This is a genomic window from Leptospira noumeaensis, from assembly GCF_004770765.1.
In the GTDB taxonomy this organism is placed as follows: Bacteria; Spirochaetota; Leptospiria; order Leptospirales; family Leptospiraceae; genus Leptospira_A; species Leptospira_A noumeaensis.
This window is the reverse complement of sequence record NZ_RQFK01000009.1, coordinates 1-25,183: the sequence shown is the minus strand read 5'-3', so window position 1 is coordinate 25,183 and position 25,183 is coordinate 1. Positions and strand designations below refer to the sequence as shown.

The 25,183-nt window shown below is 39.8% G+C and carries 27 protein-coding genes; 9 read left to right on the top strand and 18 right to left on the bottom strand.

Annotated elements, in window-relative coordinates; all coding sequences use genetic code 11:
* Positions 1 to 60: 60 nt before the first annotated feature.
* Together bioA and bioD are read right to left on the bottom strand one after the other, a co-directional pair.
* Positions 61 to 1,383: an adenosylmethionine--8-amino-7-oxononanoate transaminase gene (gene bioA / locus EHQ24_RS01850; protein WP_135600009.1), complete on the bottom strand. Its 1,323-nt coding sequence runs from the start codon at positions 1,381 to 1,383 to the stop codon at positions 61 to 63.
* Entirely contained in the window at positions 1,373 to 2,065 is a 693-nt protein-coding gene (gene bioD / locus EHQ24_RS01845; RefSeq protein ID WP_135600008.1) for a dethiobiotin synthase, read from the bottom strand. Before bioD ends, bioA begins: the two co-directional genes overlap by 11 nt.
* A 59-nt stretch (positions 2,066 to 2,124) precedes the next feature.
* Between bioD and EHQ24_RS01840 the strand changes: the two genes are divergently transcribed.
* Both EHQ24_RS01840 and EHQ24_RS01835 read left to right on the top strand, forming a co-directional pair.
* Positions 2,125 to 2,646, top strand: coding sequence for a cyclic nucleotide-binding domain-containing protein (locus EHQ24_RS01840; RefSeq protein ID WP_135600007.1), 522 nt, complete (start codon positions 2,125 to 2,127; stop codon positions 2,644 to 2,646).
* Complete coding sequence (locus EHQ24_RS01835; RefSeq protein ID WP_135600006.1) at positions 2,643 to 3,701, top strand: AI-2E family transporter; 1,059 nt, start codon at positions 2,643 to 2,645, stop codon at positions 3,699 to 3,701. Before EHQ24_RS01840 ends, EHQ24_RS01835 begins: the two co-directional genes overlap by 4 nt.
* A 49-nt stretch (positions 3,702 to 3,750) precedes the next feature.
* Here EHQ24_RS01835 and EHQ24_RS01830 read toward each other — a convergent pair whose 3' ends face one another.
* Positions 3,751 to 4,665 (bottom strand): DMT family transporter, encoded by a 915-nt coding sequence (locus EHQ24_RS01830; protein ID WP_135600005.1) that lies wholly within the window; start codon positions 4,663 to 4,665, stop codon positions 3,751 to 3,753.
* A gap of 43 nt (positions 4,666 to 4,708) precedes the next feature.
* Between EHQ24_RS01830 and EHQ24_RS01825 the strand changes: the two genes are divergently transcribed.
* The 4 genes from EHQ24_RS01825 to EHQ24_RS01810 are packed head-to-tail and all read left to right on the top strand — an operon-like array spanning position 4,709 to position 7,739.
* Positions 4,709 to 5,923, top strand: coding sequence for a hypothetical protein (locus EHQ24_RS01825; protein WP_135600004.1), 1,215 nt, complete (start codon positions 4,709 to 4,711; stop codon positions 5,921 to 5,923).
* Positions 5,904 to 6,572, top strand: a complete 669-nt coding sequence (gene ung / locus EHQ24_RS01820) for a uracil-DNA glycosylase (RefSeq protein ID WP_135600003.1) — start codon at positions 5,904 to 5,906, stop codon at positions 6,570 to 6,572. Before EHQ24_RS01825 ends, ung begins: the two co-directional genes overlap by 20 nt.
* Positions 6,559 to 7,446 carry a DMT family transporter gene (locus EHQ24_RS01815; protein WP_135600002.1) on the top strand — a complete coding sequence of 296 codons (888 nt, stop codon included), beginning with the start codon at positions 6,559 to 6,561 and terminating at the stop codon, positions 7,444 to 7,446. Before ung ends, EHQ24_RS01815 begins: the two co-directional genes overlap by 14 nt.
* Positions 7,443 to 7,739, top strand: a complete 297-nt coding sequence (locus EHQ24_RS01810; RefSeq protein ID WP_135600001.1) for a 4a-hydroxytetrahydrobiopterin dehydratase — start codon at positions 7,443 to 7,445, stop codon at positions 7,737 to 7,739. Before EHQ24_RS01815 ends, EHQ24_RS01810 begins: the two co-directional genes overlap by 4 nt.
* A gap of 56 nt (positions 7,740 to 7,795) precedes the next feature.
* Here EHQ24_RS01810 and EHQ24_RS01805 read toward each other — a convergent pair whose 3' ends face one another.
* Positions 7,796 to 8,722, bottom strand: a complete 927-nt coding sequence (locus tag EHQ24_RS01805; protein WP_135600000.1) for a porin OmpL1 — start codon at positions 8,720 to 8,722, stop codon at positions 7,796 to 7,798.
* A 271-nt stretch (positions 8,723 to 8,993) separates the two neighbouring features.
* Here EHQ24_RS01805 and EHQ24_RS01800 point away from each other — a divergent pair, with 271 nt between their 5' ends.
* The 3 genes from EHQ24_RS01800 to EHQ24_RS01790 are packed head-to-tail and all read left to right on the top strand — an operon-like array spanning position 8,994 to position 10,813.
* Positions 8,994 to 9,467, top strand: a complete 474-nt coding sequence (locus tag EHQ24_RS01800) for a hypothetical protein (protein WP_244310262.1) — start codon at positions 8,994 to 8,996, stop codon at positions 9,465 to 9,467.
* A gap of 46 nt (positions 9,468 to 9,513) precedes the next feature.
* Complete coding sequence (gene carA / locus EHQ24_RS01795) at positions 9,514 to 10,599, top strand: glutamine-hydrolyzing carbamoyl-phosphate synthase small subunit (protein ID WP_135600228.1); 1,086 nt, start codon at positions 9,514 to 9,516, stop codon at positions 10,597 to 10,599.
* Positions 10,600 to 10,627: 28 nt separating this feature from the next.
* Complete coding sequence (locus tag EHQ24_RS01790) at positions 10,628 to 10,813, top strand: DUF5808 domain-containing protein (RefSeq protein WP_002975080.1); 186 nt, start codon at positions 10,628 to 10,630, stop codon at positions 10,811 to 10,813.
* On the opposite strand, the gene EHQ24_RS01785 is transcribed toward EHQ24_RS01790, so the two are convergent.
* The 14 genes from EHQ24_RS01785 to EHQ24_RS01720 all read right to left on the bottom strand — a co-directional run bounded on the left by EHQ24_RS01785 (position 10,775) and on the right by EHQ24_RS01720 (position 25,110).
* The gene (locus EHQ24_RS01785; RefSeq protein WP_135599998.1) at positions 10,775 to 11,818 is read right to left on the bottom strand and encodes a hypothetical protein; all 1,044 of its coding nucleotides are present in this window, start codon (positions 11,816 to 11,818) and stop codon (positions 10,775 to 10,777) included. The two genes, EHQ24_RS01790 and EHQ24_RS01785, sit on opposite strands and share 39 nt — an antisense overlap.
* Before the next feature lie 9 nt (positions 11,819 to 11,827).
* A complete protein-coding gene (locus EHQ24_RS01780) occupies positions 11,828 to 13,225 on the bottom strand; it encodes an MBOAT family O-acyltransferase (RefSeq protein ID WP_167483037.1) in 1,398 nt (465 codons plus the stop codon).
* 14 nt (positions 13,226 to 13,239) lie between these two features.
* Positions 13,240 to 15,438, bottom strand: coding sequence for a GAF domain-containing protein (locus EHQ24_RS01775; protein WP_135599997.1), 2,199 nt, complete (start codon positions 15,436 to 15,438; stop codon positions 13,240 to 13,242).
* 1 nt (position 15,439) lies between these two features.
* Complete coding sequence (locus EHQ24_RS01770) at positions 15,440 to 17,701, bottom strand: hypothetical protein (RefSeq protein ID WP_135599996.1); 2,262 nt, start codon at positions 17,699 to 17,701, stop codon at positions 15,440 to 15,442.
* A gap of 9 nt (positions 17,702 to 17,710) precedes the next feature.
* On the bottom strand, positions 17,711 to 17,926 hold the full coding sequence (locus tag EHQ24_RS01765; RefSeq protein ID WP_244310261.1) for a hypothetical protein: 216 nt from the start codon (positions 17,924 to 17,926) through the stop codon (positions 17,711 to 17,713).
* A 128-nt stretch (positions 17,927 to 18,054) separates the two neighbouring features.
* Positions 18,055 to 18,435, bottom strand: a complete 381-nt coding sequence (gene atpC, locus EHQ24_RS01760) for an ATP synthase F1 subunit epsilon (protein ID WP_135571321.1) — start codon at positions 18,433 to 18,435, stop codon at positions 18,055 to 18,057.
* 5 nt (positions 18,436 to 18,440) lie between these two features.
* Positions 18,441 to 19,847 carry a F0F1 ATP synthase subunit beta gene (gene atpD, locus EHQ24_RS01755; protein WP_135571323.1) on the bottom strand — a complete coding sequence of 469 codons (1,407 nt, stop codon included), beginning with the start codon at positions 19,845 to 19,847 and terminating at the stop codon, positions 18,441 to 18,443.
* A 21-nt stretch (positions 19,848 to 19,868) separates the two neighbouring features.
* Complete coding sequence (gene atpG / locus EHQ24_RS01750; protein ID WP_135599994.1) at positions 19,869 to 20,738, bottom strand: ATP synthase F1 subunit gamma; 870 nt, start codon at positions 20,736 to 20,738, stop codon at positions 19,869 to 19,871.
* Between the two features lie 11 nt (positions 20,739 to 20,749).
* On the bottom strand, positions 20,750 to 22,264 hold the full coding sequence (gene atpA / locus EHQ24_RS01745) for a F0F1 ATP synthase subunit alpha (protein WP_135599993.1): 1,515 nt from the start codon (positions 22,262 to 22,264) through the stop codon (positions 20,750 to 20,752).
* Complete coding sequence (gene atpH / locus EHQ24_RS01740; RefSeq protein WP_135599992.1) at positions 22,261 to 22,824, bottom strand: ATP synthase F1 subunit delta; 564 nt, start codon at positions 22,822 to 22,824, stop codon at positions 22,261 to 22,263. The genes atpA and atpH overlap by 4 nt, the downstream gene beginning before the upstream one ends.
* The gene (locus EHQ24_RS01735) at positions 22,821 to 23,345 is read right to left on the bottom strand and encodes a F0F1 ATP synthase subunit B (protein WP_135599991.1); all 525 of its coding nucleotides are present in this window, start codon (positions 23,343 to 23,345) and stop codon (positions 22,821 to 22,823) included. The genes atpH and EHQ24_RS01735 overlap by 4 nt, the downstream gene beginning before the upstream one ends.
* Positions 23,346 to 23,347: 2 nt before the next feature.
* Positions 23,348 to 23,632: an ATP synthase F0 subunit C gene (gene atpE / locus EHQ24_RS01730; RefSeq protein WP_002975055.1), complete on the bottom strand. Its 285-nt coding sequence runs from the start codon at positions 23,630 to 23,632 to the stop codon at positions 23,348 to 23,350.
* 49 nt (positions 23,633 to 23,681) lie between these two features.
* Positions 23,682 to 24,740 carry a F0F1 ATP synthase subunit A gene (gene atpB, locus EHQ24_RS01725; protein WP_135599990.1) on the bottom strand — a complete coding sequence of 353 codons (1,059 nt, stop codon included), beginning with the start codon at positions 24,738 to 24,740 and terminating at the stop codon, positions 23,682 to 23,684.
* Positions 24,730 to 25,110, bottom strand: coding sequence for a hypothetical protein (locus tag EHQ24_RS01720; RefSeq protein ID WP_135599989.1), 381 nt, complete (start codon positions 25,108 to 25,110; stop codon positions 24,730 to 24,732). The genes atpB and EHQ24_RS01720 overlap by 11 nt, the downstream gene beginning before the upstream one ends.
* Positions 25,111 to 25,183 lie beyond the last annotated feature (73 nt).

Sequence of the window (25,183 nt, the reverse complement as noted above, 5' to 3'; positions counted from 1 at the left end):
AACAGGTTCTGGATGGAACCAACCTGTGTAAACGAAGAAAATCGTTTCGTATCTTTAGTCTCAATCTGATTCGGCAAAACTAAGGAGGGTTTGTTCCAATCCTAAAAAGATTTGGTCGAGAGAGGATTCGGAAATCGTATAAGGCGGAGTGATGTAGATTGTGCGACCAAGGGGCCGGATCAAAACACGAAATTCCTTCATTTTTTCTTTGATTCTTTTTCCAATGGGATTCAGATATTCATCTTCTGCCATGGTTTCCTGAAACTCAAAAGCAAAAATCCCACCCATCACTCGTGCATTTTTAATTCGATTTCCCAAGGTTTTTTGGAATGATTCGATTCGTTTTTGTAATGAGATCTCAAGTTGTTTCACAAGGTCTAGTCCCGATTCTTGTAACAGTTTTACAGACGCATAACCAACGCTACATGCAAGAGGATTCCCCGTCATCGTATGGGCATGAAAAAAAGCCCTATAAGGATCTTTGGATAAAAATTGTTCATAAATGAATTTTGAAACTAAGGTAGCACCAAGTGGTAACATACCTCCTGTTAATCCTTTTGCCATCACAAGTAAATCTGGTTTCACACCTGCTTTTTGGTAGGCAAAAAATTCACCAAGTCTACCCATCCCAGTAAACACTTCATCAAAAATCAAAAGAGTATCAGTATTTGTGGCAAGTTCTCTGAGTTTGACTAAAACTTTTTTATCATAAAACAACATCCCATTGGCACCAAATACTAATGGTTCGATCACAATCCCTACATATGCCTTTTGTTTGATTGTAAGTTCTAAATCGGTCAAACATTCCGTATGACAAGTGTTTGCCGTTTTTCCCCAAGGGCAAAACATACAATTAGGTGCCGGAAATTCTTTTGTAGGGAATCTAAGTTCAGAATAAATACGATTGAAGTAATTTTTTCCAGAGACATTCATTGCCCCAATACTATCTCCATGATAGGAATTGGAAAACACTAGGAACTCCGATCTTGGTTTATGATCTGGATGATTTTGGTAAAATTGTATAGAAAGTTTTAGGGCAATTTCTATCGCATTGGATCCGTTATCGGAATAAAATACCTTATAAAAATCAGAGTTTGTTAGTTCTAATAAAACTTTTGATAAGTTTTCTGCAGCAGGATGGATATGACCGGCAAGCATGATATGATCAAGTTCATCTACTTGTGTTTTTAAAGCGGATACAAGTCTTGGATGGCGGTGTCCAAAAATCATAGTCCACCAACTGGCTATGGCATCAATCCATGAATTTCCATCGGAATCAATAACAAACTCATCTTTCGCCTGAACGAAATTGATTAAGGATTCTCCTTCCTCTTGGATGGTGAGGGGAACCCAGGTATTTGTTTCAATCGGATTAAAATTCATCGTCTGGATTTAAAATGGTATCTATGACGTTTCGGTTGGTATCAAAATGATTCTTTGCAAAATCAAGAAATTCATTCGGTGATAATTTTTGTTCTGGGAAATTGGTAAGTCCAAGACAAGGCGCTCCACCTAATCTTTGTATTGTTTCTGCATTATCAGTTTGTAAGGGATTATTTTGTCCTACTAAATAAAATCCTAGAACCGGGATGAACCGACTCGTTAGTGCATCCAAAGTCAAAAGTGTATGATTGATCGTTCCAAGTTCTGTGGATCCAATCACAATCACAGGAAGATTACTTTCCTGGATTCCTTTTATGGTTAAATAATCATCCGTAAGAGGAACAAAAACTCCACCAGCGCCTTCAACAAGTGTATTGGTTTTTCTTTCCTTGATTAACTCATTCAGTAGATGTTTAGGATCCAGAATGACTCCTTCCTGTTTGGAGGCATAATGTGGACTTGCCGGTGTGGCAAATTCATAAGCTGGTTTCATAAAGAAGGAATCAGGCAGATTTGTAGTTTTCCGAATGAATTCAGTGTCACCTGCACTCGGAGCACCAGTCTGGACGATCTTCCAATATCGAAATTGGAAACTTTCCGCGTATTTAGCCATAAACAGACTCGAAAAAAAAGTTTTCCCTATGTCCGTTCCCGTACCTGTTACGTAAAAAGCTTGGCCCATACGGATCAAGTTTTATCAATTCCAGGCCCCGTCTATCCGATTTATATAAGAGAGGCTATATGCAACTTCCCCTTTGGAAATCCATTCTCAAACGCGACGAAAACCCGATAACGGAAATTTCACATTTTTTACGCGAAACGGCTATCTTTGAAGGTATGTCTCGCCGAACTTTACGTGAAGTCGCAAGGCTCATCCACAAACGTAAGTATTATGCGGGTGAAACCATCTTTTTCCAAGGCCAAGCAGGGACGGGAGTGTATCTCATCCTTCAAGGGAAAGTAGAGATTTATTCAGAAAGGGAAGGAGTGACTTTAAAACTCGCCGAACTAGAGAAAGGTGCCTTTTTTGGAGAGTTAGCTCTCTTTCAAGACTTTCCAAGATCAGCAACGGCAGTAGCACTCGTTGATTCCATCTTACTTGGATTTTTTCAACCGGAACTAAAAACTCTATTAGAAACAAAACCAAGAGTGGGAAATGACCTACTCCTCAGTTTTGCATCCATCATTGCCGACAGACTTCGCAAAACAAATGATACACTTGAAGCTGCATACTTCAAAAGTAAAAAAAATAAATCCAAATGAGCACCAAAGAAAACAACATCTCTTCCTTAATTTTGCGCAGTGCTTTTTTTGGACTCATCATACTCACAGCCCTCATTGGAATCATTGGTGTAAAATTCTTAGCGATCCCACTTCTTATCTCCGGAATCCATTTTTATATTTTTCATGGGATTGTGGATTATTTTGAATCGAGAGGAATCCATAGAGCGATTACCATCATCATTATTTTTTCTGTATTGATTGCCGGTGCTTATTGGTTTTTGGCATTTTATTTACCGAATCTTTTTGAAAAAGCGCAACCCATTGTTTCCGAGTGGTCTGTTAAAATGGATGATCCCAATTTTCAGTTGCTCGATTTTAATAAACTTCCTGTACTTTCCAAAAATCCAGAGCTTTGGAAAAAGATCATCAATCCAGAAGAAGTTGCTAAAATGGCAACAAGTAACTTGGAAGAATTTTTACGTGGTATGGTTGTAATGATTCCCACCTTTATCAGTTGGATGATCATCATTCCTATCATTAGTTTCTTTTTACTTTTGGATGCTAATTTAATTTATAAAACGATGATTAGTTTTATTCCCAATCGTTTTTTTGAAATGTTTCTAATGGTGTTTTATCGAATGAACCAACAAATCACTAGTTACTTAAAAAGTTTAGTGATCCAATGTGGAATTATGGCCATTGTGGCTTCCCTTGGTTTTTATTTGGTTGGAGTGAAATTCTTTTTTCTATTTGGAATTTTTCTAGGTATTGCCAATTCCATTCCTTATCTGGGCCCACTCGTGGGAGCGGTTCCACCCATTCTGTTTTCGATTCTTTTCCCTGAGATGTCTCCTTCCATTGGTTCCATAGCTACTGTTGTTGTGGTGGCACAGTTAGTAGACAATGCCATTGTACAACCTGTAGTGATTGCCAATGCAGTCTCCCTCCATCCACTAGCAATCCTCATTGGAATTGCCGTTGGAGGAAACTTTTTTGGAATCTTTGGGATGTTACTCGCCATTCCCGTTTTGTCCATCTTAAAGGTTACGATTGGGATTCTTTACCACGCACTGAAAGAACACCAAATTATATAATTTAGAAATTTAAAAATTGATGTGTAGAAAAAACCAATCTACACATGGTTCATTCTTCTCTTTTGTTCCACTTACCTAATTCAGAAAATACAATCCCAAACAGGGTAAGACCCGAACCAATCGCTCCCACTACCCCCAACCTTTCACCTAACACTAAATATGCGAGAAAAAAGGAAAATACAGGTTCCATACTATAAAGTAAACCAGCCCTTGCCGGTGGGACAGCTTTTTGGTATCTGGTTTGAATCTGTGTCGTGAAGATTGTAGCAAATACAGAAGTATAAATGATACCAATCCAAAACTTTAGATCAAACTGAATGGAGATCGTTTGGTTTAAAAAAATAGATTCTACAGGGAATAAGGATGTGGAAACAACGGCAATGAGTAGGATCTCAAACGAAACTAAAATTTGTGCAGGAATTTTTTTACTAAAAATATCGATGAGGATGATATAAATAGCAAAGAAAAAAGCACCAATCAGAGTCAGTCCATCACCCAACCCAAAACCAGTGGTCTGAAGGATTTCTTCGTAGGTTTTTCCATTTTGTGAGATTAGAAACAAACCAACCACAACAATCAAAACAGCAACCCATGTGCGAAGAGAAGGTAACTTTCTTTCGATGGCAATTTGTAATAAAGGTACAAACACAACATAAGCTCCCGTCATAAATCCGGACTGTGTGGCCGTAGTATAAACAAGTCCGATGGTTTGGAAGGCATAACCCAAAAGTGCTGACAATGCCACAAGAAAGGCCGGAAAAATATAATCCCACCTTCTATTTTCTTTGGAAAATAAAGTTTTACGATATAGGAGTAAGGTGATGATACCTGCGAGCCAAAACCGAACTGCCAAAAATAAGAAGGGAGGCACTGAATCCAGTGCAAGTTTGATGACCACAAAGGTCCCACCCCAAAGAATGGCGGCAATCACCAAAAAGAGTTCCGGAGTGAAGATCCTGGACATATGAGTCAATTTCAAAGTAAGAAAGGGCCAGAGCAAGGAAAAGATGAATTGGAAATTTAGAATCCGAAAACCACAAACCGGAACCGCTCTCAGTTGGGAGTTGTATTTTCCACCTGGCACTGCCACATGGGTGGGAGAGAAAATCAAAGAAATTCTGGGTTCGGTTCCTTTACCCAACCAACCAGAACCAAACATCCGCGTTTTTTCCGAAAAAATCAAATTAGAAAACACGAATTCCCATCAAATCGCCTATCTATTGTTTCATGGTCTTTTTATTCGTGACATCCGACTTGTCATTGGCCGCACCAAAGATTGGGATAGGTCTTCTGAGATGAGAGAAGAAGAATGGGATCGGATCCTTACCGAAGCAGTTTCCATCGTAAAACCTTTGTTTTCTGATCCGAGTACAAAGTTTTACGAAATCAAAGAAAACCTTCATATCAGTTATTTTGAAGATGAAATTACTGTTTCCTTATCTCTTTTGGGAGAACCGGGATACAAACGAGGGATCAAAGCCACTTTTCCAACGAGTGCCCCCGTTCCCGAAGACTTAAGCCAAATTCTAATTTCCCAATGTTTTGATATCTTTTTAATTCCTAAAAAAGATGTCGTAGCAGTTTATATTCCTTTTGCAGGAACTTTGACTTTTGTCACCGAATGGGCATTACAAGAAGAGAAAATTTCACTTTTATCCTTACCAAGAGATTTTTTATTTTTCAAACTGAATTTGTTTCCTGAAAAATCATACGAACATTTCAAAAAGAAACAAAAAGAATCTTTTGTTTCTGTAGATTCATTTTCCACCCCCATTGTCATCCAAGACACTGACCCCGCTTTAGAGAGTTACTGGGCCGAAGAATTCAAACGTTGGAAAAAAATAATTCAGGTAGGTCTTTGGGATCATAGTATTTCTGATTTTTTTAGAACCTTTCCTGTTTTGCCTGAAGGAGACTCTAGCGCCTCCCATTATTTTTTACCTTTAAATCCGCCTTACGGACTTCGTAAACACGAGCGAACGGGCCCAGAAGAAAAACTCTATTCCAAAATTGGAAAACGATTGGAAGAACTTTTAAAACTCACCAAAAACCAACCGAAGTTATTTGGATTTATCCTTTGCCCCACAGAAGAAAAATGGAGTGATTGTATGAGAGAACTTCGCAATTTTTCTAAAAAAACTATCCACGTCACTCATGGCGGAATCGACTTACGAGTATTATACTTTCATTCGGAGGGGAGAATTGAAAGACGTTCAAATTGAACCAGGTTGGAAAGAAGTTCTACAATTAGAATTTGAAAAACCATATTTTTCGAACTTACGGGAATGGATCAGAGAAGAATATAAATCTAAGGTTGTTTACCCACCCGCAAAACTGATCTTCAATGCATTTGACTCTTGCCCCTTTGACAAAGTAAAGGTTGTGATCCTCGGCCAAGACCCTTACCACGGTCCAGGGCAGGCCCATGGTCTTTGTTTTTCTGTAAATGATGGTGTTCCGCACCCACCTTCCTTACAAAATATATTTAAAGAAATTCATGATGATCTAAAAATTCCCATTCCTAAAACAGGAAACCTCACACGCTGGGCAAACCAAGGTGTACTTCTGTTAAATGCTACTCTTACAGTTCAAAAAGACAAAGCTGGATCTCACCAAAATAAAGGTTGGGAAGAATTTACTGACGCTGCCATCCGAATCTTGGCAGAGAAAAAATCCAACCTCGTGTTTTTGTTATGGGGATCTTTTGCCCAGAAAAAAGAAATCCTCATACCGCCAAACAAACACTATGTTCTAAAATCAGCACACCCTTCTCCACTCTCGGCTTATCGTGGATTTTTAGGAAATCAACATTTCTCAAAAACAAATGAGTATTTAGTTTCCCAAGGAAAAGAACCCATTGACTGGAAATGAAAAAAAGGGATATTTTTTTGTATTCCTAACTGGTGTTTTTTTTGCCTTTGAAGTTATTGGTTTCAAAGAAATTTTTCGCAAGTACAATACAGAACCTGAAATCGCGGCCCTATTCGGTGTTGGGTTTGCATTGTTAATTGTAACACCTTACTTTTTATTTTCTAAAAAAAGACAAACCAAGGTCATCACCACGATCAAACGTGATGGCCTCATCTTAATTTTAGGAACCATTTCCAATGCCATTGGAATTGTTTTGTATTATTATGCTCTCAAGCAAACCGATTTAGGGCCTTCGGCGATCCTAATCAAAACCACCGTGCTGTATAATGTGATACTCGGAGTATTTTTTCTTGGAGAAAAATTAAAAGGGAGAGAAGTCTTCGGAATCTTGATTGCCATTCTTGGAATCTATATGATTTCCACCTTACAAGGCCAAATCAAACTGATTTCCGCATTTTTGATTTTACTCAGTGCCTTTCTTTTTGCGATCCAAAGTTATATGATCAAAAAATACATTCCGGAAATTCTGGGACTCGAGTATGCATATTTGCGTCTTTTCCTACTTACAGTATTTTTCTTTTTATATTCATTCTACATCGGTAGTTTTTATGTTCCGCAAGTTTCTGTTATCATCATCCTTGGATTATTTTCATTGTTAGGATATTTTTTAGGACGAGCTTTTTATTTTGAAGCACATAACCATTTGCCTATCAGTAAACTCAATGCAACACTACTTATAGAACCCATCTTTTTAATGTTTGTTGGGATTTTATTTATGAAGGAACCAGTTGATAGTCAAAAATTAATTGGTGCAGGGTTTATCCTTCTTGGATTGTATCTGATTGTTTTTCATAAAAAAAAGGGGAAACCATGAGAGAAAAACCTACAAAGCTGACGACCGAGGAAATCGATACTTTATTAAATACGTATAAGGATTGGAAACTGGAAACAAAGGATGGTGTTTCCTTTTTTAAATATGAAAAAGAGTTTAGAGATTTCAAAGAAGCCTTTGTCTTTCTCACAAAACTAGCATTCGTTTCCGAATCTTTAGACCATCATGCTGAAATTTGGAACGTTTACAACAAACTGAAAATCAAACTTTTTACCCATGAAACAAATACCCTTTCGACAAAAGATAAACACTTCATCACAGCGCTGATGGCATAAAAAAAGCCGGGGTTGGAAACCAACACCGGCTTTCGTCTGATCAGTAAAAAAACTGATTAGATTTCGAGTTTGTAACCTACACGGTAAGTTTGTCCACCGATCACTACTGGGTAAGCAACCCAAGGAGCAAGAGCAGAAGCACCACCGATAGAAGAAACTCCACCTACACCCATTCCTGCGGAAAGGATAGTTTCGAGTTCAAAGAAAAGGTGACCTTTGTCAGTAACTTTTGTTTGTGCACCTACGAGCCAGTTGAGACCGATCCCGCTAGCACCGAAACGTACGTTTTCTTTGTGGATTCCTGGGCTTGGTGCATCACCAAGAAGGGTTCCACCACCAGCTCCCAATAATGGAGCACCGTTACGACCCAACCCTGCAGTAAAACTTTCTAACGCAGGGTTGTTGATTGTTCCAGAAACTCCCCACCATCCTTGGAAGTAGTTCACACCAGCTCCGACGTAGATTGCTGTGTCATTTGCTGCATTGTATAATTTGATACCAAGGTAAGTTGGCACAGTCCAAGCAGTATATTGCCACTCTTGGTCTAACCATTTGTATCCCATAACTGTAGAAGACGTCTCACCACCAGCGATTTTAGTAGTGTAGTTAACGTTGATTCTCCAGAAAAGGCTATTGATTCCAAAGATCCCTTCTTTTTCGTAACCTATGTTGAGGTTACCACCGACCATAGCTCCGCTAGTTTTTGCACCAACAGCACCACCAGTTGTTCTCTTTAAGCTGATCAATGTGTTTTCTGCATAGATTGCTTTTTGAGGTGTTCCGTAAGGCTGGCCAGAAGCAGTAAGTCTGGGTTGGCCAGAATCAAGACCATCTTTTGTGATGGTTCCGCCGAGTTGAGCTAGGTCAAATTGAGCTCCAAGACCGATCATAAAATAAGAACGAGGACCTGTTTGTGCGCTTAAGCTACCAGCTAAGCACAAAAGTAAGAACCCCATCATTCCAAAACGTAGAGATTTCAGCATTGATGATTACTCCTTAATGAGTTGTTTCCTGAATTTTTTTCGTACCTGTGGACAAACGAATGCATGTGAGCAGTCGTTCATACCGACAATTGCAATGAAACTAGTCGTTCTTCTAGGATTTGTCAAATAAAATTGTTAAATCTTAACGAAAATTGTGTTAAATGTGGTAATTCGAATGAGTCTAATGCCGTCTAAACAAGTTTTCCTTATTTGCAGATTATTCTTGCTTTTTGTTCTGTTTTCAAACGCTCTCTTTGCCAAAGAAAGGAAGGTGATCCGTTTTTCAGGCGAATTGGTGCGTTGGGAGGCACAAGGCTCAGAACCACAATTCCGCTATTTGGACAGCACGACCCTCCGCGAAAAAACTATATTCTGCGATGCCGATACCATGAAATCGGCATTGGGAAATCAACCTTATGAAAAACATCATATTGAAGGAAAAGCCACACAAGTTTCTCCTACCTCAGACATTTGGCTCTGTGTGGGGAAACCTCATATCTTCCAAAAATATCAGGTTTCAGTCAGTTCTTCTTCTTCCCAAACCAAAAAGATCCAAGGCCAAGTCATCGAAGCCGATGGAACCACAGGCCAAATCGTCTATCTTGTTCGAGGGAGACGGTCTTACCTGACCATAGAGCCTTCTCTTGCCAAGGAAATGGCGGAATCCCTTTCCCGAATGGAAACCGTGGAAATCGATGGAGACTACCGCTACGACAGGATCAAAAGATATTACATCAAAGACTGATGAATTTTTGTTCGTCATTAGGAAGTGATTCTTTGGAATGGATTTGATGCAGGCTTTTTTGGTTTTAGCAAACGGAACGGTCATGAAGGGCCGATCCTTCGGTGCAAATAAGAATTCGATTGGCGAGGTAGTCTTCAATACCTCTATGGCGGGATATCAGGAAATCATCACTGACCCTTCTTATAAAGGCCAACTCGTGACCCTTACCTACCCCATGATTGGAAACTATGGAATCAATCCAGACGATATGGAGTCAGACAAGATCCAGGCTTCTGGACTGATTGTCAAAGAATATGTCAAACGACCTTCCAACTTTCAATCCAAAGAAACACTCAGTGAGTTTCTCATTCGATTTGGAGTTCCTGCCATCGAAGGGATTGATACACGCAAGCTAACGCGTATTATCCGAAATTCTGGAGCGATGTCTTGCGGAATTTTTATCAGCGAAACGTATGAAGATTCTTTTCTGGAAGCAGTCAAAAATGCACCTTCCATGGAAGGCCAAGATCTTGCGCAAGTGGTGACTTGTGAAAAACCATATTTGTTTGGTGCTCATTCTCCAAGTAAGTTCAAACTTGCCGTTTATGATTTTGGAATCAAAAGAAATATACTCAAATTATTAGATTCTGCTGGATTCAATGTACATGTTTTTCCTGCAAAAACCAAAGCAGAAGATTTACTGAAAGATGGATTCGATGCATTTTTCCTATCCAATGGACCAGGAGATCCGGCTCCTCTTGACTACGCAATCTCATCTGCAAAAGCCATCATGGATGCAAAAAAACCACTTTTTGGAATCTGTTTAGGTCACCAAATCATTGGACTAGCGCTTGGGAAACAGACAGCCAAACTTAAATTTGGTCACCGTGGTGGGAACCATCCTGTCCGTAACGAAGAAACTGGAAAAATTGAAATCACTTCCCAAAACCATGGCTTCCATGTGTTAGGCGAGTCTTCTAGCGATATGCCAATCACAAGAATCAATTTATTCGACAATACGGTGGCTGGTCTCAAAACCAAGGGTTTACCGGTAATGGCAGTCCAATACCACCCAGAAGCATGCCCTGGACCTCACGACTCCGCCTATCATTTCCAAGAATTTTATACTATGGTAGAATCCTCCAGATCCTAGACTTGGGTCAAATAAAGGAGGCAAATTCATGTCATACAATGAAGATAAAAATTTCTGGGGAATTCCTTACGGAACAGAAATCACAGCAGAAGCATTTGTAAAAGATATCTGGGATCCCAGCACAGAGGAAATCCTTACACCAAAACAATTTTTTGGTCTTGGATGGGGAATCAACCTACATGCCCTGGGTCGGCGAGTTGGTGTGATCAAATAACACTTTCTTCAAAATCAGTGAAAACGCATCTCTTCCTTTTTGGTTGAGATGGGTTAAATCTGCAAAATTCTGATACTCATTTAAAAACACTGATCGAAAATCAAACACAGCCACCTTCTTTTTGTTAGGTTCAAGCATAACCGTTTTAAAAATCTCATCACTGACAGCATTAGCATTCGTTTTTAGAATGTCTTTTTCCATTTTCGGTGAAAAAGGAATTCTAAGAAAAACAACTTCAACGTTGTTTTCCCTCCATAATTTTACAATTTCACTCCAAATGGATACGGAAAGGTCTCTTTTTCCGGCAAGGACTAAGGAACTATTTTCTGGAAATTCTTCTTTCTCTTGTAAACTTGGGTCTTCACCAATTGATTTCCAAACCCAAGAACCTTGTCTTTTTTCCATACTTTCCTGAATGTATAAAAACTCTTGTTTCCTTCTCGGAACATCTGCCTGTACCGCAGGGTCATATACCAATCGATTTAAGTTCGAACTGAGGCCAAAATAAGGAAATACAGAAATTACAATTTTCCAACTTAGATCCGTTAGATTAGGGAAATAGGCTTTTCTGACCATTGGATGAACGATACTTTCTTTTGATAAGTTCCCAAAGGAATAAAACAATTGTCGGTTTGCATCGGTCACAGAGTTTTTACTCGTATTTAATGGAGAGAGATTCATATACACTTTTCGTAGTTTGGGAAGTTGGTGGATCAGCTCCAATGAATCGACAAGAATTCCTTCTGGTTGTTGGCTCGGTTTAGGAAAGTATAAAACTTCTTCCGAGGGCACGTTCTCCACTTCTGCAAAAAAATCAGGAGAGATTCCACTGACAATCTGGCTATCTCCTAATACCAAAATTTTTGCCTCCGTATTAATCTTCCTACTTCTGGATAAATACCAATAAGAAGAAGTGGTTTCACAATACGGAATGAACCATTCCCATGTTAGGTGCATAAATAAAGAGATAAAAACAAAGGAAATGATTAAATAACGAATTTTCATAAATTTAGGTTAAAACTGAAAATAGAAAAAATCCTGTTTTCCAAAAGGGGAAAATAACGAAAACCAAAGGAATAATACAAAGAACATAAAAAGAAATGAATATGGTTTGGTGGAGATAAAAAAAGTTGGACGTTCTGTATCTTTCCATTCTTGCCAAAAATCAAAAACCAACAACGGAATCGTTGTGATCACTATCATCGTCGGTATGGATGAAAGTTTAGGGAGAAAAAATAGGTTTTCTAAAATCAATTTGGTTTCCGAAGGGGAATGGATTCGAAAAAGAAGAAGGCCAAGGGAAAAACTATAAAAGGTAAAAATAGTTCCAAGTGTAGACTGGACACGACTACCTTGTTTGATAAGTCCATAATGTTTTAAACAACGATACAAAACCAAACAAAAACCTAAATAAACTCCCCAAATCACAAACCCATACCCGGCTCCATGCCAAATACCAGCAAGGAACCAAACTACCATCAGGTTTGTATTTTCTCTTAAAAACCCATGCCTATTACCACCTAACTTTATATACACATAATCTCTTAGCCAAGTGGAAAGAGAGATATGCCATTTGGACCAAAACTCGGAAGGATTGGAGGAAAAAAAAGGTCGTTTGAAATTATTCATCAATCGAAAACCCATCATTTCGGCAAGACCCATCGCACAGAGAGAATATCCAAAAAAATCTGCGTAAATCTGAAAGGCAATGACAGGGGCTACGATCCATAAGATTCCAGGTTCTAAACTTTCAAAACCCTTTGCATGAATTTCTACGTATCTAGAAAAAGGATCCGCAATGGCCGATTTGATAAACACACCCCAAAGAAATAAAGAAATCCCATTCCAAATGTTTTCTTTTAGAATGATTTGTTTGGATTCGATTTGAGGGATTAAGTTACCTGGTCTTTCAATGGGCCCAAGCAATAAAAGTGGGAAAAATAAATCATAAATAGCAAATGTAAAAAAGTTTTTACATGGAAGAATTTTTTCATCATAAACTTCTATCAAATAACTTATGTTATGGAAGGTATAAAAAGAAATTCCTATGGGTAATATAATTTCCGGCTTCCATTCGAGGCCAGAAAAACCAAACCCAATTCGTAAATCGGCGAATAACTCCCAGGCAAAAACAAAGTATTTGAAAACACCAAGATAAACTAAGTTTGCCGTGATTCCTAAAACAAAGATGTTTTTTTTAGATTTTCCATTTTGAAGGCTTAAGTATCTTCCAAGACTATAATTAAAAACCACTGATAGAAAAAGCAGAAAGGTGGCATTGATACTCCACTGGGAATAAAAATAAACACCGAAGGAAAGAAGTAAATACTTACGTATCCTATCCGTTGCAAAATAATAAATGGAATAGAAAACTACAAAATGTGATAAGAAGGAAATCGAATTAAATAACACGGTTGTTACTTATTTTAGGCTTCTTCAACCATTTCCAAAAACTGATTTTTGTCCTTAGTATCATGCGGATATGATAAATTTAATACTCGATAAGTTGCGCGAAACGATCCTACAATCGAATCTTCTTTCTTTGCAAAAGAGGATTTGATTTTTTTAATCACAACATCTGTTTCTTCTTTGTCTTTTCCATGAAGAACCATTGCAAATTTTCCTTGGCCGACTCTAGTGAAAAAGTCCAATTCACCGATATGATCCATCATTGTTTTTCGTAAAACATCTGCATAACGAGCAAATGCCCCTGCTCCCACCAAATGTACCATTCGAGATACGTTCTGGATTTTAAAGAGAGTCACAGTAAAGTTTGTATTCATCTGTGAAGCTTTTTCAATTTCACTTAAAATTCGAGACTCTAAAGGATTGAACGGATTTCTGAATAAGGCTTCTTTTTCTTGTAAAATCAGTAAGTTTGCAAATACAGGTGCAGAAGTTTCTAACAACGTAACTCCAACATCTCTTGTGGTATCTGTCCATGCTGTTCCAGTTGAATGTACGATGATCATACCCACTAGCCAATTCAAATTGATGATTGGTAAAATAGTGAATTCACTCATAATCCCTAATTCATCGTTTGTGAATATGGATTTTAGTTCGGCGTCTTCTCTAAAGTTTTCTAAACGGTAAACACCGGGAACATTGGAAACCATTCCGACAATGTCAGAATCTTTGCTAAGTTTGAAGTCTTTTATTCTTTCTGGTAAAATGAAATTAGAACCAAACACAATGTAGTCGGAGCGAGATTCTGAATCTAAAACCAAAAAGGAAAATTGTTTCACACCTAGTTTGTTTTTGATATTTTCGATGAGTAAATCATAGGCTTCATCCATTTTGCGAACACGAGCAAAATCACGAGCAAATCGCAGAACAGACTCATTGATTTCAATGACTTCCTTTGCTTGGACTAAATCATCATTGATCGATTCAAATTCGGATACTCTTTCAAAAACAGAACCAGCAATATCACCGACAATTTTGGCAAATTCCAAATCATCAGTAATGTACTCTTCACCGTTAATTAATTTTCCAAGCGAAATGAGGCCAAAACATTTTTCACCATGACGGATGGGAACTAAAATCTCTGAACCCATCTCATTGAGTAATTTAAACTCTCTCTCTGGCAATCTAGAAGATTTAAATTCACCTGCATAAATGACTGTTTCTGAATCAGAGATACGTGAATAAATTTCGTCATTCGGGGAAAGATACCAAGAATCTTTTAATTGAACCCCTTGTGCAGTGACAGCTTCCCATTTAGGATTTTTGCGGTTCGTCGAAGTGATTACCACAACAGAGTTACATCCAACTTGCCCGATCAAACTATAAACCAAGTTGTCAAAATAATCTGAAAATTCTTTAGAAGAGGCAATTTCCTTGGTGATTTCAAAAATAGCCTGGTAGTTTTCGATTCGTTTTTTGGAAGCCAAATGATAGGACATTGGGGCCGTTCCAAAATCAGATTCATCATCAAATAATACATCTTCTCCAATCGGAGCCGGATCATCCTTGGTGGGTCTTAACGGTTGTTTGGCAGCCTCTTTTTTAGCATCATTTTCCCATTCATCAAATATATTTACTTCTGGAAGAGGGGCATCGGGTTCTGAAGTTTCATCATGGTAATCACGGTCGATTAAATCATCACCAAACTCTGGTTCATCGAAACTTGGCATTGGTGTTTCGGTTTCGGGTTCTGATTCTAATTCTGATTTGAAATCTAATTCAGGTTCTGGCTGAGGCGAAGACTCGGGTTCCATTTCGAAATCCGTATTTTCATCACTGATTGGTTCGTAATCACCAAGTCCATCTTCCAGATCGTTTTCTAATTGTGGTAATGGGTTTTCGTCCCACGGATCATCACCCAATTCACCAAAATCAGAATCAGTTAATTCAGGAATGTCACTGAGATCAAATTCTTCTTCGCCATCGGGACTAGGAAGGTCGCCAATTTCTGTAGCTAGGGTATCTGAAAAACTATCGTCTAACCAATCAGAGTCGGTATCCGCAACAGGAACTGATTCTTTATTTTGAACCAAATTTTCCTCATGGAATTGTTCTGCTTTTTTTAATAAAGACGGTTTGCCGTTGTCAGATGTAGAAGTTTTTGAAGTCGAGGAACCCGAAGTTTTTTTAATTTCTTCGGCTCTATCGAGAAGTCCCACTTTATAACTCCAATTCTTTCATCATTTTTTTGTATAACTCGAAATATTGGGATTTCGAGAATTCGCGGATCACATCATCAGGAAGGTTACCAAGTAAGTTGTCCAAATAACCTAAAACTTTTTTACGTTCCCCAGCAGACAAGTTATCTCCACCTGCCTCCGCAAGTGCTTCTTCAGCAGCAGGTTTAGATTCTGGTGCAGATACATCTGATTTACGAAGTTCTTCCAATGGAGAAAGTTTTCCTTCCATTGCATATTCATCTAAATCAACTTCAAACTCTTCGGATTCATCGCTGGCTAGTGTAGGAGTTCTTGTTTCTTTAGGTAAGTCAGGTGTTGTTAAATCAAAGCTATCATCAATTGCAGAATCAGTACCAAAATCGCCAAAGTCTCCGAAATCACTTTCCGACTCGTGTTCCACTAAATCATCATCGCCGCCAAAAGACGGTAAATCAAAGTCAGCTGGTTCTTCTTCTGTGGTTTGTTCCGATAAAGAAGGTTCTTCTTCTTCCGGAAGGTCTGCAATGTCTTCTAATCCTTCCCCAGGAAGTTCTTCACCTAAAATTTCATCTAAACTTTCTGCTGAAAGAGTGATGTCTTCTTGTTCGACATCTTCTTCTTCCGAAGCTGTGATATTTTCCAATTCCTCCATTGACAATGCAATGGATTCATCTTCTTCATCTTCACCGAGTAAGTCGGACTTTGGTGTTAGTTCCTCTTCATAAGGGAGAGGGGCTCTGTCTAAACTATCAACAAGTTCTTCTTCAGAACTTTCTTCTGCATCAGAAGCAATGGATTCTAATTCTTCCATTGAAAGAGCAATTGGGCCTTCGTCTTCTTCCTCAGAGGATTCAAATCCTTCCATTTGGCCTTCGAGTCCTTCTTCGGAACTTTCAGGTTCATCCAGATCAGATTCGGGTTCACCTAATTCAAAGTCAAAGTCATCTCCAAGATCTGTATCTAGTTCATGACTTTCTTCTTCAGAATCTTCTGTTTCTTCAATCGGATCACCGGCAATGATATTTCCCAGTTCGTCTGGGCTGAGTGTGATGGACTCATCTTCTAATTCTTCGTTTAAAATATCAGAAGTTGGTTCTTCGAATTCTTCTAGAGTGGCTTCATCAGAAATATTTTCTAATTCTTCTAATGATAAAGTGAGGGGACCTTCATCCTCTTCTTCTGATGATAAGGCAGTATCTTCATCTTCTGGCGATCCGAAATCACCACCTAACAGATCAAATCCGCCCTCTTCGTCAGTGAAACTAGGAAGTTCAGACTCCTCATCTGAAGTTAAAAATTCTTCTTCAGAACCAAGAGATTCTTCTAAACTAGCTTCACCACCTGCACCTAAAATGCTACCTAACTCTTCATCAGAAAGTGTGAGGTTTTCATCTTCTTTGTTTTTACCAAATAGTTCTTCTTCTTCTGGATCCAGTAGTGGTTGGAATCCAGATACTTCTTCCTCTTCTTCACCGAGGCCTAAGTCATCTTTAGGAATAAACGAATCCTCTTCGTCATGATCTGTTAAATCAAATTGAGGTTTGCCCTCTTCATCAAAGGCAAGGTTTGTATCAATTTCTGAATCATCCAAATCTAAATTCAGATCAGAATGTTCATCAATTAAATCGTGTTCGTGTTCTTCCTCTTCGTTGAAATGGGAACGTTCTGGTTCCCCAGTGTGGTCTTCTTCTTCTAAAGAGCCTGTGATATTTTCCAACTCTTCCAATGAAAGAGAAATTGGACCATCCTCTTCTTCTTCCAGATTTTGTTTGGATTTTTTGGAAGTTAGAATTCCATCTTCTCCGTTGAGGATGGATTCGATTTCTTTATCAAGATCAATTAAATCATCATCGAACTCTAATTCAAGTTCATCATCTTCTAGATCGTTTTGGTTATGAAGTGAATTGGATTTGGATGGAGTTTTTTCTTTTTCCGATTCTTCTTCGTAATCGGAAAAATCTGCATGAATGTCTTCATCATGTAAGATGGGGTCTTCTTCCCCAAGTAAGTTTAAATCTGAATCTAAGTCTATGTCTAATAAATCATCGTAAGAATCGGATGATGCTACCATATCTGAAATGGAATCATCCTCATCATCAAAAGCGGAGATTTCGTCGAGGTTTGGTGCTTCTATTCCAGGTGATACATCTAAGTCATCATCACCCATATCAAAATCATCCAAATCCAAAGAAAACGAGTCTTCATCGAGTATAGGTTCGATGTTTTCTAGATCTTCGTTTTTATTCTGTTCTTGATCCGCCATTCGCCTCGATTACCGTTTTCCCAAATTTAGTATCTGGCCATCCTCTAACGGTTGTTCCAAGATACTGTCCTCCGTTTTGATTTGCGTTCCAGGTATATATCCACCCGCCATCTCAATCAAATCCTTTCCGCTTGCACCTGCATCCAATGAATAAAATCCAGGGTTTAAGACAGGCCCCTCAATTTTAACACGAATTGGTTTTTCAGAATAGATTCTTTTTCGCAAATCAGGGTTTTCCTTTAAGTAATAGAATCCGGCAAATAGTATCGTCACCAATACAGAACGTCGAATCCAATCTATAGCCAAAGGAAATCCCCCTCTGGTTTATTTTCGGCAAGAAGGGGGGAAAAAAATTAACGTTCGTGCAGTAAAATGCGAACTTTTGCTTTCTTTAGAAGAATTTCTTTATCTTTGGAAACGGGAAGGGCTTCCGCTTCCTCTAGGAGTTCAACCGCATGGTCATGAGACAAATCGTCCTCAGAATCCCCACCTTCGGTAAGCACTCGGATTTGATCATTTCTCACTTCACAGAACCCCCCATCGATAGCGATTCGGAACTCTTTGCCTGCGGAATGCAGTTTGATGAGTCCGAAATCGAGTTGGGAAACAAGAGTTGCATGACCTGGCAAAATTCCAAAATAACCCACAGAACCTGGCAGAATCACTGATTCTGCCTTGCCCTGATAAAGGATTTTGTCTGGAGAGATGACTGTTAAAGTCAGTTCTTTACTCATCCGAATTAACCTTTGAGTTGTTTCGCCGCTTCGATTGCTTCATCAATCGATCCGACCATGTAGAAGGCTTGTTCTGGAAGTGTGTCATACTTACCCTCAATGATTCCTTTGAAGGAACGGATGGTATCTTCCAATTTTACATACTTTCCAGGTCGACCAGTGAACTGTTCCGCTACGTGGAACGGTTGAGAAAGGAATTTCTCCAAACGACGAGCACGAGATACTAGAATTTTATCATCCTCAGAAAGTTCGTCCATACCAAGGATCGCGATGATATCTTGTAGGTCTTTGTATCTTTGAAGGATTCTTTGTACTTCACGAGCTGTGTTGTAATGTTCTTCCCCAACGATTTGTGGGTTCATGATACGTGATGTGGAATCGAGTGGATCCACAGCGGGATAAATCCCTTTTTCAGAAATCGCGCGAGACAATGTCGTAGTTGCATCTAAGTGAGCAAAAGCAGTTGCAGGAGCCGGGTCAGTTAAGTCGTCGGCAGGAACGTAGATCGCTTGCACCGAAGTGATGGAACCACGAACCGTAGAAGTAATCCGCTCTTGTAATCCACCCATCTCTGTAGAAAGAGTTGGTTGGTAACCTACCGCAGAAGGCATACGACCAAGAAGGGCAGATACTTCAGATCCTGCTTGAGAGAAACGGAAGATGTTATCTACGAAAAGTAAAATGTCTGATCCGGATTCATCACGGAAGTTTTCTGCCATAGTTAATGCAGAAAGTGCGATACGAAGACGAGCACCTGGTGGTTCGTTCATCTGACCAAAACAAAGAACCGTTTTGTCGATTACTCCAGATTCCTTCATCTCGTTCCAAAGGTCGTTTCCTTCACGAGTTCTTTCACCCACACCAGCGAACACAGAGTAACCACCATGTTGTTTTGCGATGTTGTTGATAAGCTCTTGGATAAGAACCGTTTTCCCTACCCCAGCACCACCGAATAGTCCTGTTTTTCCCCCTTTGATATAAGGAGCGAGTAGATCGATTACCTTGATTCCTGTTTCAAAAATCTCAGTTTTAGGTTTAATTTCTTCGTAAGAAGGAGCATTTCTGTGGATTGGCATCTTCTTTACGTCTTTAGGAAGGTCACCGAGTTCGTCGATAGCCTCACCAAGTACGTTAAAGATACGACCAAGAGTTTTTGTTCCTACCGGAACAGAAATTGGAACTCCTGTATCAATGACTTCTAATCCTCTTTTTAATCCGTCAGTGGATTGAAGGGAGATCGCACGAACTGTGTTGTCTCCAATGTGCTGTTGCACTTCTGCAGTAATTGTTACGTCTTTGCCGTTCACTTTAGATTGGATTTCTACGGCATTGTAGATCTCAGGCATATTCCCGGATTCAAAACTGATGTCCATTACCGAACCGATGATTTGTTTAATTTTACCTTTATTCATATATACTCCGAAAGACCTTTGTTAGGAGATGGCTTCCGCTCCCCCTACGATTTCTGAAATTTCCTGCGTAATTTTTGCCTGACGAACTCGGTTGTAACCGCGAGTCAGAACTTTGATCATCTCACCAGCAGCATCTGTAGCTGCTTTCATTGCCACTCTTCGTGCAATGTGTTCGGAAGCTACCGACTCCAAAATGATTTTAACAAAAGTTGTTTTGATCACCATAGGAAGTAGGTTTTCCAAAATAGTTTTTGGATCCGGTTCATACAATACATCTGGGCCAGAAGACCCTTTCGAATTTGTATCTTCCATTGATAAAGGAAGAACCGTTGTGATCTCTGGTTTTTGCGTTGCTGCCGAATAGTAATGAGTGGAAATAATTTCAACTGAATCCACTGATTCAGTTGCAAAACGTTCCATAAAGTAAGAAGCAAGATCGTTTGCTTCTTTACTTCCTGCTTTGTCATCGATATTGGTATGTGTTGTTACCAACTCAACTTTTGCAAATTTAAAGAAGGCAATTGCTTTTTTCCCAGCTGCATGGACTTCTACTTCCACACCTTTTGACTTCAACTCTTCAATACGGTTTTTAACCATACGAAGAAGGTTGGAGTTAAAACCACCGCATAACCCACGGTTTGCGGCGATAGCAAGGATAGCCACTTTACGGATTTTGTCCGGCTTCCTTAAGTAAGGGCTGTGGATGATCGAAGCAAGGCTAGACAATGAAGAAACTAACTCGCGAGTTAAGTCAGCGTATGGTTTCGCCGCATTCACTTTGTTAGTGGCTTTTTTTGCCTTAGCCGTGGAGACCATCTCCATGGTTCGAGTGATTTTTCTCGTATTTTTAACCGAGTTAATCCTCTTTTTTATCTCACGCGGTGTCGCCAAGATCTTTCCCCTTAGTTATTCTTTGCTAGAAAATGTTCTACAATCGATTTGATTGTTTTTTGCAGAGCTGCTTCTTGTTTTACTTCTTTGGCAGTTCTAATTTCTTCCAAAATTTCAGAGTGTTGTTCTCTCATCGTTTTCAAAAGGAATGCTTCAAATTCTCTTACTTTTGCCGTAGGAACAGCATCCATAAATCCTTTTGTTACAGCGAAGATGGAAATCACTTGTTCTTCTACTGGAGATGGTGAGTTGTTTGGTTGTTTTAGAATTTCAAGAACTCGGTAACCGCGATCAAGCTGAGCTTGGGTTACTGGGTCAAGTTCTGTTCCTAACTGTGCAAACGCTTCCAAGTCACGGAACTGAGCCAAATCTGACTTGAGAGTTCCTGCTACTTTTTTCATCGCTTTGATTTGCGCAGCAGATCCAACCCGTGATACAGAAATTCCCACGTCCACCGCAGGGCGAAGGCCCGATGCAAAAAGGTTGGATTGAAGGTAAATCTGACCATCGGTGATGGAGATTACGTTTGTAGGAATGTATGCTGATACTTCCCCTTCTTGTGTTTCAATGATTGGAAGCGCTGTCATAGACCCACCACCGAATTTATCATCGAGTTTCGCTGCTCTTTCAAGCAAACGAGAGTGAAGGTAGAATACGTCCCCAGGGTATGCTTCACGACCTGGTGGGCGGCGAAGTAAAAGGGACATTTGGCGGTAAGCTACGGCTTGCTTAGAAAGGTCATCATACACAACAAGTGTTGCTTTTCCTTCTTCATACATAAAGTATTCAGCCATAGTCGCACCAGAGTAAGGTGCAATGTATAACATTGGTGCAGGTTCTGATGCGTTTGCAGATACGATGATCGTATACTCAAGAGCACCTTTTTCGCGTAACATTTCGATGGTGGAAGCAACAGTAGACGCTTTTTGTCCGATCGCTACATAAACGCAGATCACACCTTTTCCTTTTTGGTTGATGATGGTGTCGATCGCGATGGAAGTTTTTCCTGTTCCACGGTCACCGATGATGAGCTCTCTTTGTCCACGTCCAATTGGGATCATTGCATCAATCGCTTTGATACCAGTTTGCATTGGTTCGTGAACTGATTTTCTCATCGCAATCCCTGGAGCTGGTGACTCAACAGGTCTTGATTTTTTAGCGTTCAGAGGCCCTTTTCCGTCGATCACTTCACCGAGTGGGTTAAGCACTCGACCAAGAAGTTCTGGTCCTACTGGAACTTCAAAGATCTTTCCTACACGTTTAACGGAAAAACCTTCTTCAATTTTAATATAATCACCGAAGATTACAACCCCAACGGAGTTTTCTTCTAAGTTGAATGCTTGTCCTCGAACCCCGTTTTGGAATTCAACAAGCTCTCCTGACATTACGTTAGTGAGTCCGTAAACTCTCGCAATCCCGTCCCCTACTTCGAGAACTGTTCCAACTTCTTCAACTTGAAGGTCTTTTTTGAAGTTTTTAATTTCTTGTTTTAGTACCGACGTTACTTCGTCTGTTTTAATTTTCATTCAAATGCTCCGACTGGGATTTTCTTTTGGAGGAGAGCCTCGCGGGTTCCGGCAAGTTTTGCACGGATCGAGGCATCGATTAAAAAGTCGTCTATAAAGAGTTTGAATCCACCAATGAGGGTTGGATCCGTTTGTTCTGTGACACGAACTTCGCGTTCGAACTTGGAAGAAATAGACTTGGTGATTCGATCTACGGCTTCTTTGCCAAGAGAATCTTTGGAAACAATGCGAAGAGAACTACGATTTTTAAGTCGGTCCACTCCTGTTCTATAATCTTCCAAAATATCCTTGAGGAATAGAAATCGATTCTTACGAACCACAAGTGTAATGAAGTTGGCAACGATATCCGATGCCTTCCCCTGAACTGACTTTTCTGCAGTTCGTTCTTTCTCAGAAGGATCAACTAATGGAGAAAGGAAATAATGGCGGATTGAGTCATCAGAAAAGAAAACATCCACTAAAGATGAAAGTTCCTCTTCTGTTGACTCAAGCGAGTTAGCTTCCTGAGCTAACTCCAAAAGTGCCGTTGCGTAAACCTTTGAAATTTGGTTCAGACTCATTTGATTTTAAGTTTATCGAGTTTTGATATCTCTTTTTCGACAAAGGAAGCATAGTCTTCCTTCTTCAATTGTTTCTCCAAGATCTCACTCGCGATGAGAACGGACATTTCCACAATTTGGTTTTGCATTTCAGACAAAGCTCTGCCTTTCGCTAAATCAATTTCGCGAATTGCGCTATCTTTAATGCCTTTCACTTCATTGTGTGCTTCTTCCGTCAACCTTGTGCGGAGAGCAACTGCATCTTTTTTAGCTTCATCTACAATTTTATGAGCTTCTTCCGTCGCTTTGAAGAGTTGGTCTTTGTATTCTTTTAAAGACTTTTCTGCTTCTACGCGAAGGGTTTCTGCTTTGTTGATATCGCCTTGGATGCCGGAAGCACGTTCTTCGAGAGCATGAAGGATCTTGTCCCATGCAAATTTTTTAAGAACGAAGACAACAACTGAGAAAGTGACCAGGGTCCAGATGACCAGACCCGGATTGACTTTCAGCAAATTGAAGCCGGAAGCCGCGAGGATAACCAAGACTATTGTCCTTGTTCTACTTTAGTGGCACCAGCACCAATTGTTTTGTCAATTGAGCCATTGAGTTTGAGCGCGATAAGAAGAGCGATTACCACTGCGAAAAGTGCTGCACCTTCAATCATACCTGCTGCTACGTAAAGAACGAGTTGGATCTTTCCCGCTGCTTCTGGTTGGCGGCTAATGCTTTCTGCCACTGATCCACCAATTCTACCAATACCGATTCCTGCTCCAAGTAATGCAAGTCCTGCTGCGAGTCCTACTGCGATGTATCCTAAACCGAATTCCATTGTTTTCGTTTCACTCCTGTGTGTTTTATAATATAAATAAAACCAAATGTTAATGTCTATGCATCACGGTTCCAATGAACACGGTTGTGAGCAGAGAGAAAATGAACGCTTGTAAAAAAGCTACAAGTAGTTCTAGAAAGTAGATAAGCACTGAGCTGAGAACAGACACAGGTGCAATGAGCCAACTTTCGCTCATAAAGATAAAACCAAGTAACGCAAGGATCATAACGTGTCCTGCTGTCATGTTGGCAAGTAACCTCATTGTTAACGCAAAAGAGCGAGCAATGTGAGTTACAATAAACTCTAAGGCCCACATCAGTGGCCAGAGTGGGAGTGGAACTCCCTTGGGAACTGCGTGCGCTACGAAGGAAATACCTTGGTAGGAAAATGCCGTTCCATAAATCGTAAGTAATGTAATCGATGCGAGTGAAAGAGTAACACTGATATCACCAGTTGGTGTGATCCCTGACCAAATTTCTCCGAATGTATGGAGAGAATGTGGTGTGTGATCCACTGCCCCGACTGCAACAAGTGCATCGGAAGCGGCAACTGTTAGCTCACCAACCGAAGGGATGAGGCCAAACAAGTTGCAGAAAAGGATAAAGAAAAACAGAGAGAATATATAATGGTAGTAAGAATGTCCGTGGTGATCAAGGGAAGCATCCACAACATTTTCTTTCAGGTAAGAAACAAAAGCCTCTACGCCAGAAGTGAATTTGTTATGAACTTTTTTAGGATTCTTCGAAATCAAATTGGCTGCAGGGATGAAAACAAGGAACATAAAGAAACAAGCAATCCACATCATGGTCACTCGTTTGGTAATGTGAAGATCGAGTCCACCTACATAGTGATACTTCACCCCGTCATGGTTTACAAAAACATCGTGGTTCTCGGCATCGAAACCAGGTTGTCCTTCTGTAACGATCGTGCCACCAAAGTTGAGAGGGAAGATAGGAGCATCACCTAAGTGGTGCGCCATCACTTCGCTGAAATCGAAGCTCTCATCAGAGCCGTGCCCTTCCGAATCGTTCGCAAAAACATTCGTAAAACTAAGGGAAAAAACTAATAAAAATGATAAAAAAAACCGATATTTAGACTTATTTTCCACTGAAATAGCTCGCAAATACTAGAAAAAGTAGGTGGACGAAATAGGCAATTAAAAATCCAGAAGTTGCCTCAAAAGGGTACTCTAAGACCTGGAAAGCAGTCAGAATGCCTAAATTTAGAAAAAACGAGAGAAACACGGTAAAAAAGGGAAAACCTGACTCTGCCAAAGCAGGGATTTTTCTCGGAAGGAACCGAAGTTGCAAAATTGCCATCTGGACTGAAAAGGAGATAGCACCGCCAAAATAAAAAATCAAACGATACCCGTCTTCCACCAAACCAGCAGTTAGCGGTAGACTTAGAATGAATACAAGAAGCAGGTAACTGAAATAGTGGAGATGGAACCTTCTGAGATTGATGGTATTTAGATCCATTGGTTCAAGATGGGAGGTTGGGGATTTGTGGATCAGTGGCAGAAAGCATTAGCCGCCAACCAGAAGCAGCGGG

Coding starts and splice junctions, on each gene's coding strand:
- bioA (WP_135600009.1), bottom strand. CDS start 1,383: ATGAATTTTAATCCGATTGAAACAAATACCTGGGTTCCCCTCACCATC.
- bioD (WP_135600008.1), bottom strand. CDS start 2,065: ATGGGCCAAGCTTTTTACGTAACAGGTACGGGAACGGACATAGGGAAA.
- EHQ24_RS01840 (WP_135600007.1), top strand. CDS start 2,125: ATGCAACTTCCCCTTTGGAAATCCATTCTCAAACGCGACGAAAACCCG.
- EHQ24_RS01835 (WP_135600006.1), top strand. CDS start 2,643: ATGAGCACCAAAGAAAACAACATCTCTTCCTTAATTTTGCGCAGTGCT.
- EHQ24_RS01830 (WP_135600005.1), bottom strand. CDS start 4,665: ATGTCCAGGATCTTCACTCCGGAACTCTTTTTGGTGATTGCCGCCATT.
- EHQ24_RS01825 (WP_135600004.1), top strand. CDS start 4,709: ATGAATTGGAAATTTAGAATCCGAAAACCACAAACCGGAACCGCTCTC.
- EHQ24_RS01810 (WP_135600001.1), top strand. CDS start 7,443: ATGAGAGAAAAACCTACAAAGCTGACGACCGAGGAAATCGATACTTTA.
- EHQ24_RS01805 (WP_135600000.1), bottom strand. CDS start 8,722: ATGCTGAAATCTCTACGTTTTGGAATGATGGGGTTCTTACTTTTGTGC.
- carA (WP_135600228.1), top strand. CDS start 9,514: ATGCAGGCTTTTTTGGTTTTAGCAAACGGAACGGTCATGAAGGGCCGA.
- EHQ24_RS01790 (WP_002975080.1), top strand. CDS start 10,628: ATGTCATACAATGAAGATAAAAATTTCTGGGGAATTCCTTACGGAACA.
- EHQ24_RS01785 (WP_135599998.1), bottom strand. CDS start 11,818: ATGAAAATTCGTTATTTAATCATTTCCTTTGTTTTTATCTCTTTATTT.
- EHQ24_RS01770 (WP_135599996.1), bottom strand. CDS start 17,701: ATGGCGGATCAAGAACAGAATAAAAACGAAGATCTAGAAAACATCGAA.
- atpC (WP_135571321.1), bottom strand. CDS start 18,435: ATGAGTAAAGAACTGACTTTAACAGTCATCTCTCCAGACAAAATCCTT.
- atpD (WP_135571323.1), bottom strand. CDS start 19,847: ATGAATAAAGGTAAAATTAAACAAATCATCGGTTCGGTAATGGACATC.
- atpA (WP_135599993.1), bottom strand. CDS start 22,264: ATGAAAATTAAAACAGACGAAGTAACGTCGGTACTAAAACAAGAAATT.
- atpH (WP_135599992.1), bottom strand. CDS start 22,824: ATGAGTCTGAACCAAATTTCAAAGGTTTACGCAACGGCACTTTTGGAG.
- atpE (WP_002975055.1), bottom strand. CDS start 23,632: ATGGAATTCGGTTTAGGATACATCGCAGTAGGACTCGCAGCAGGACTT.
- EHQ24_RS01720 (WP_135599989.1), bottom strand. CDS start 25,110: ATGGATCTAAATACCATCAATCTCAGAAGGTTCCATCTCCACTATTTC.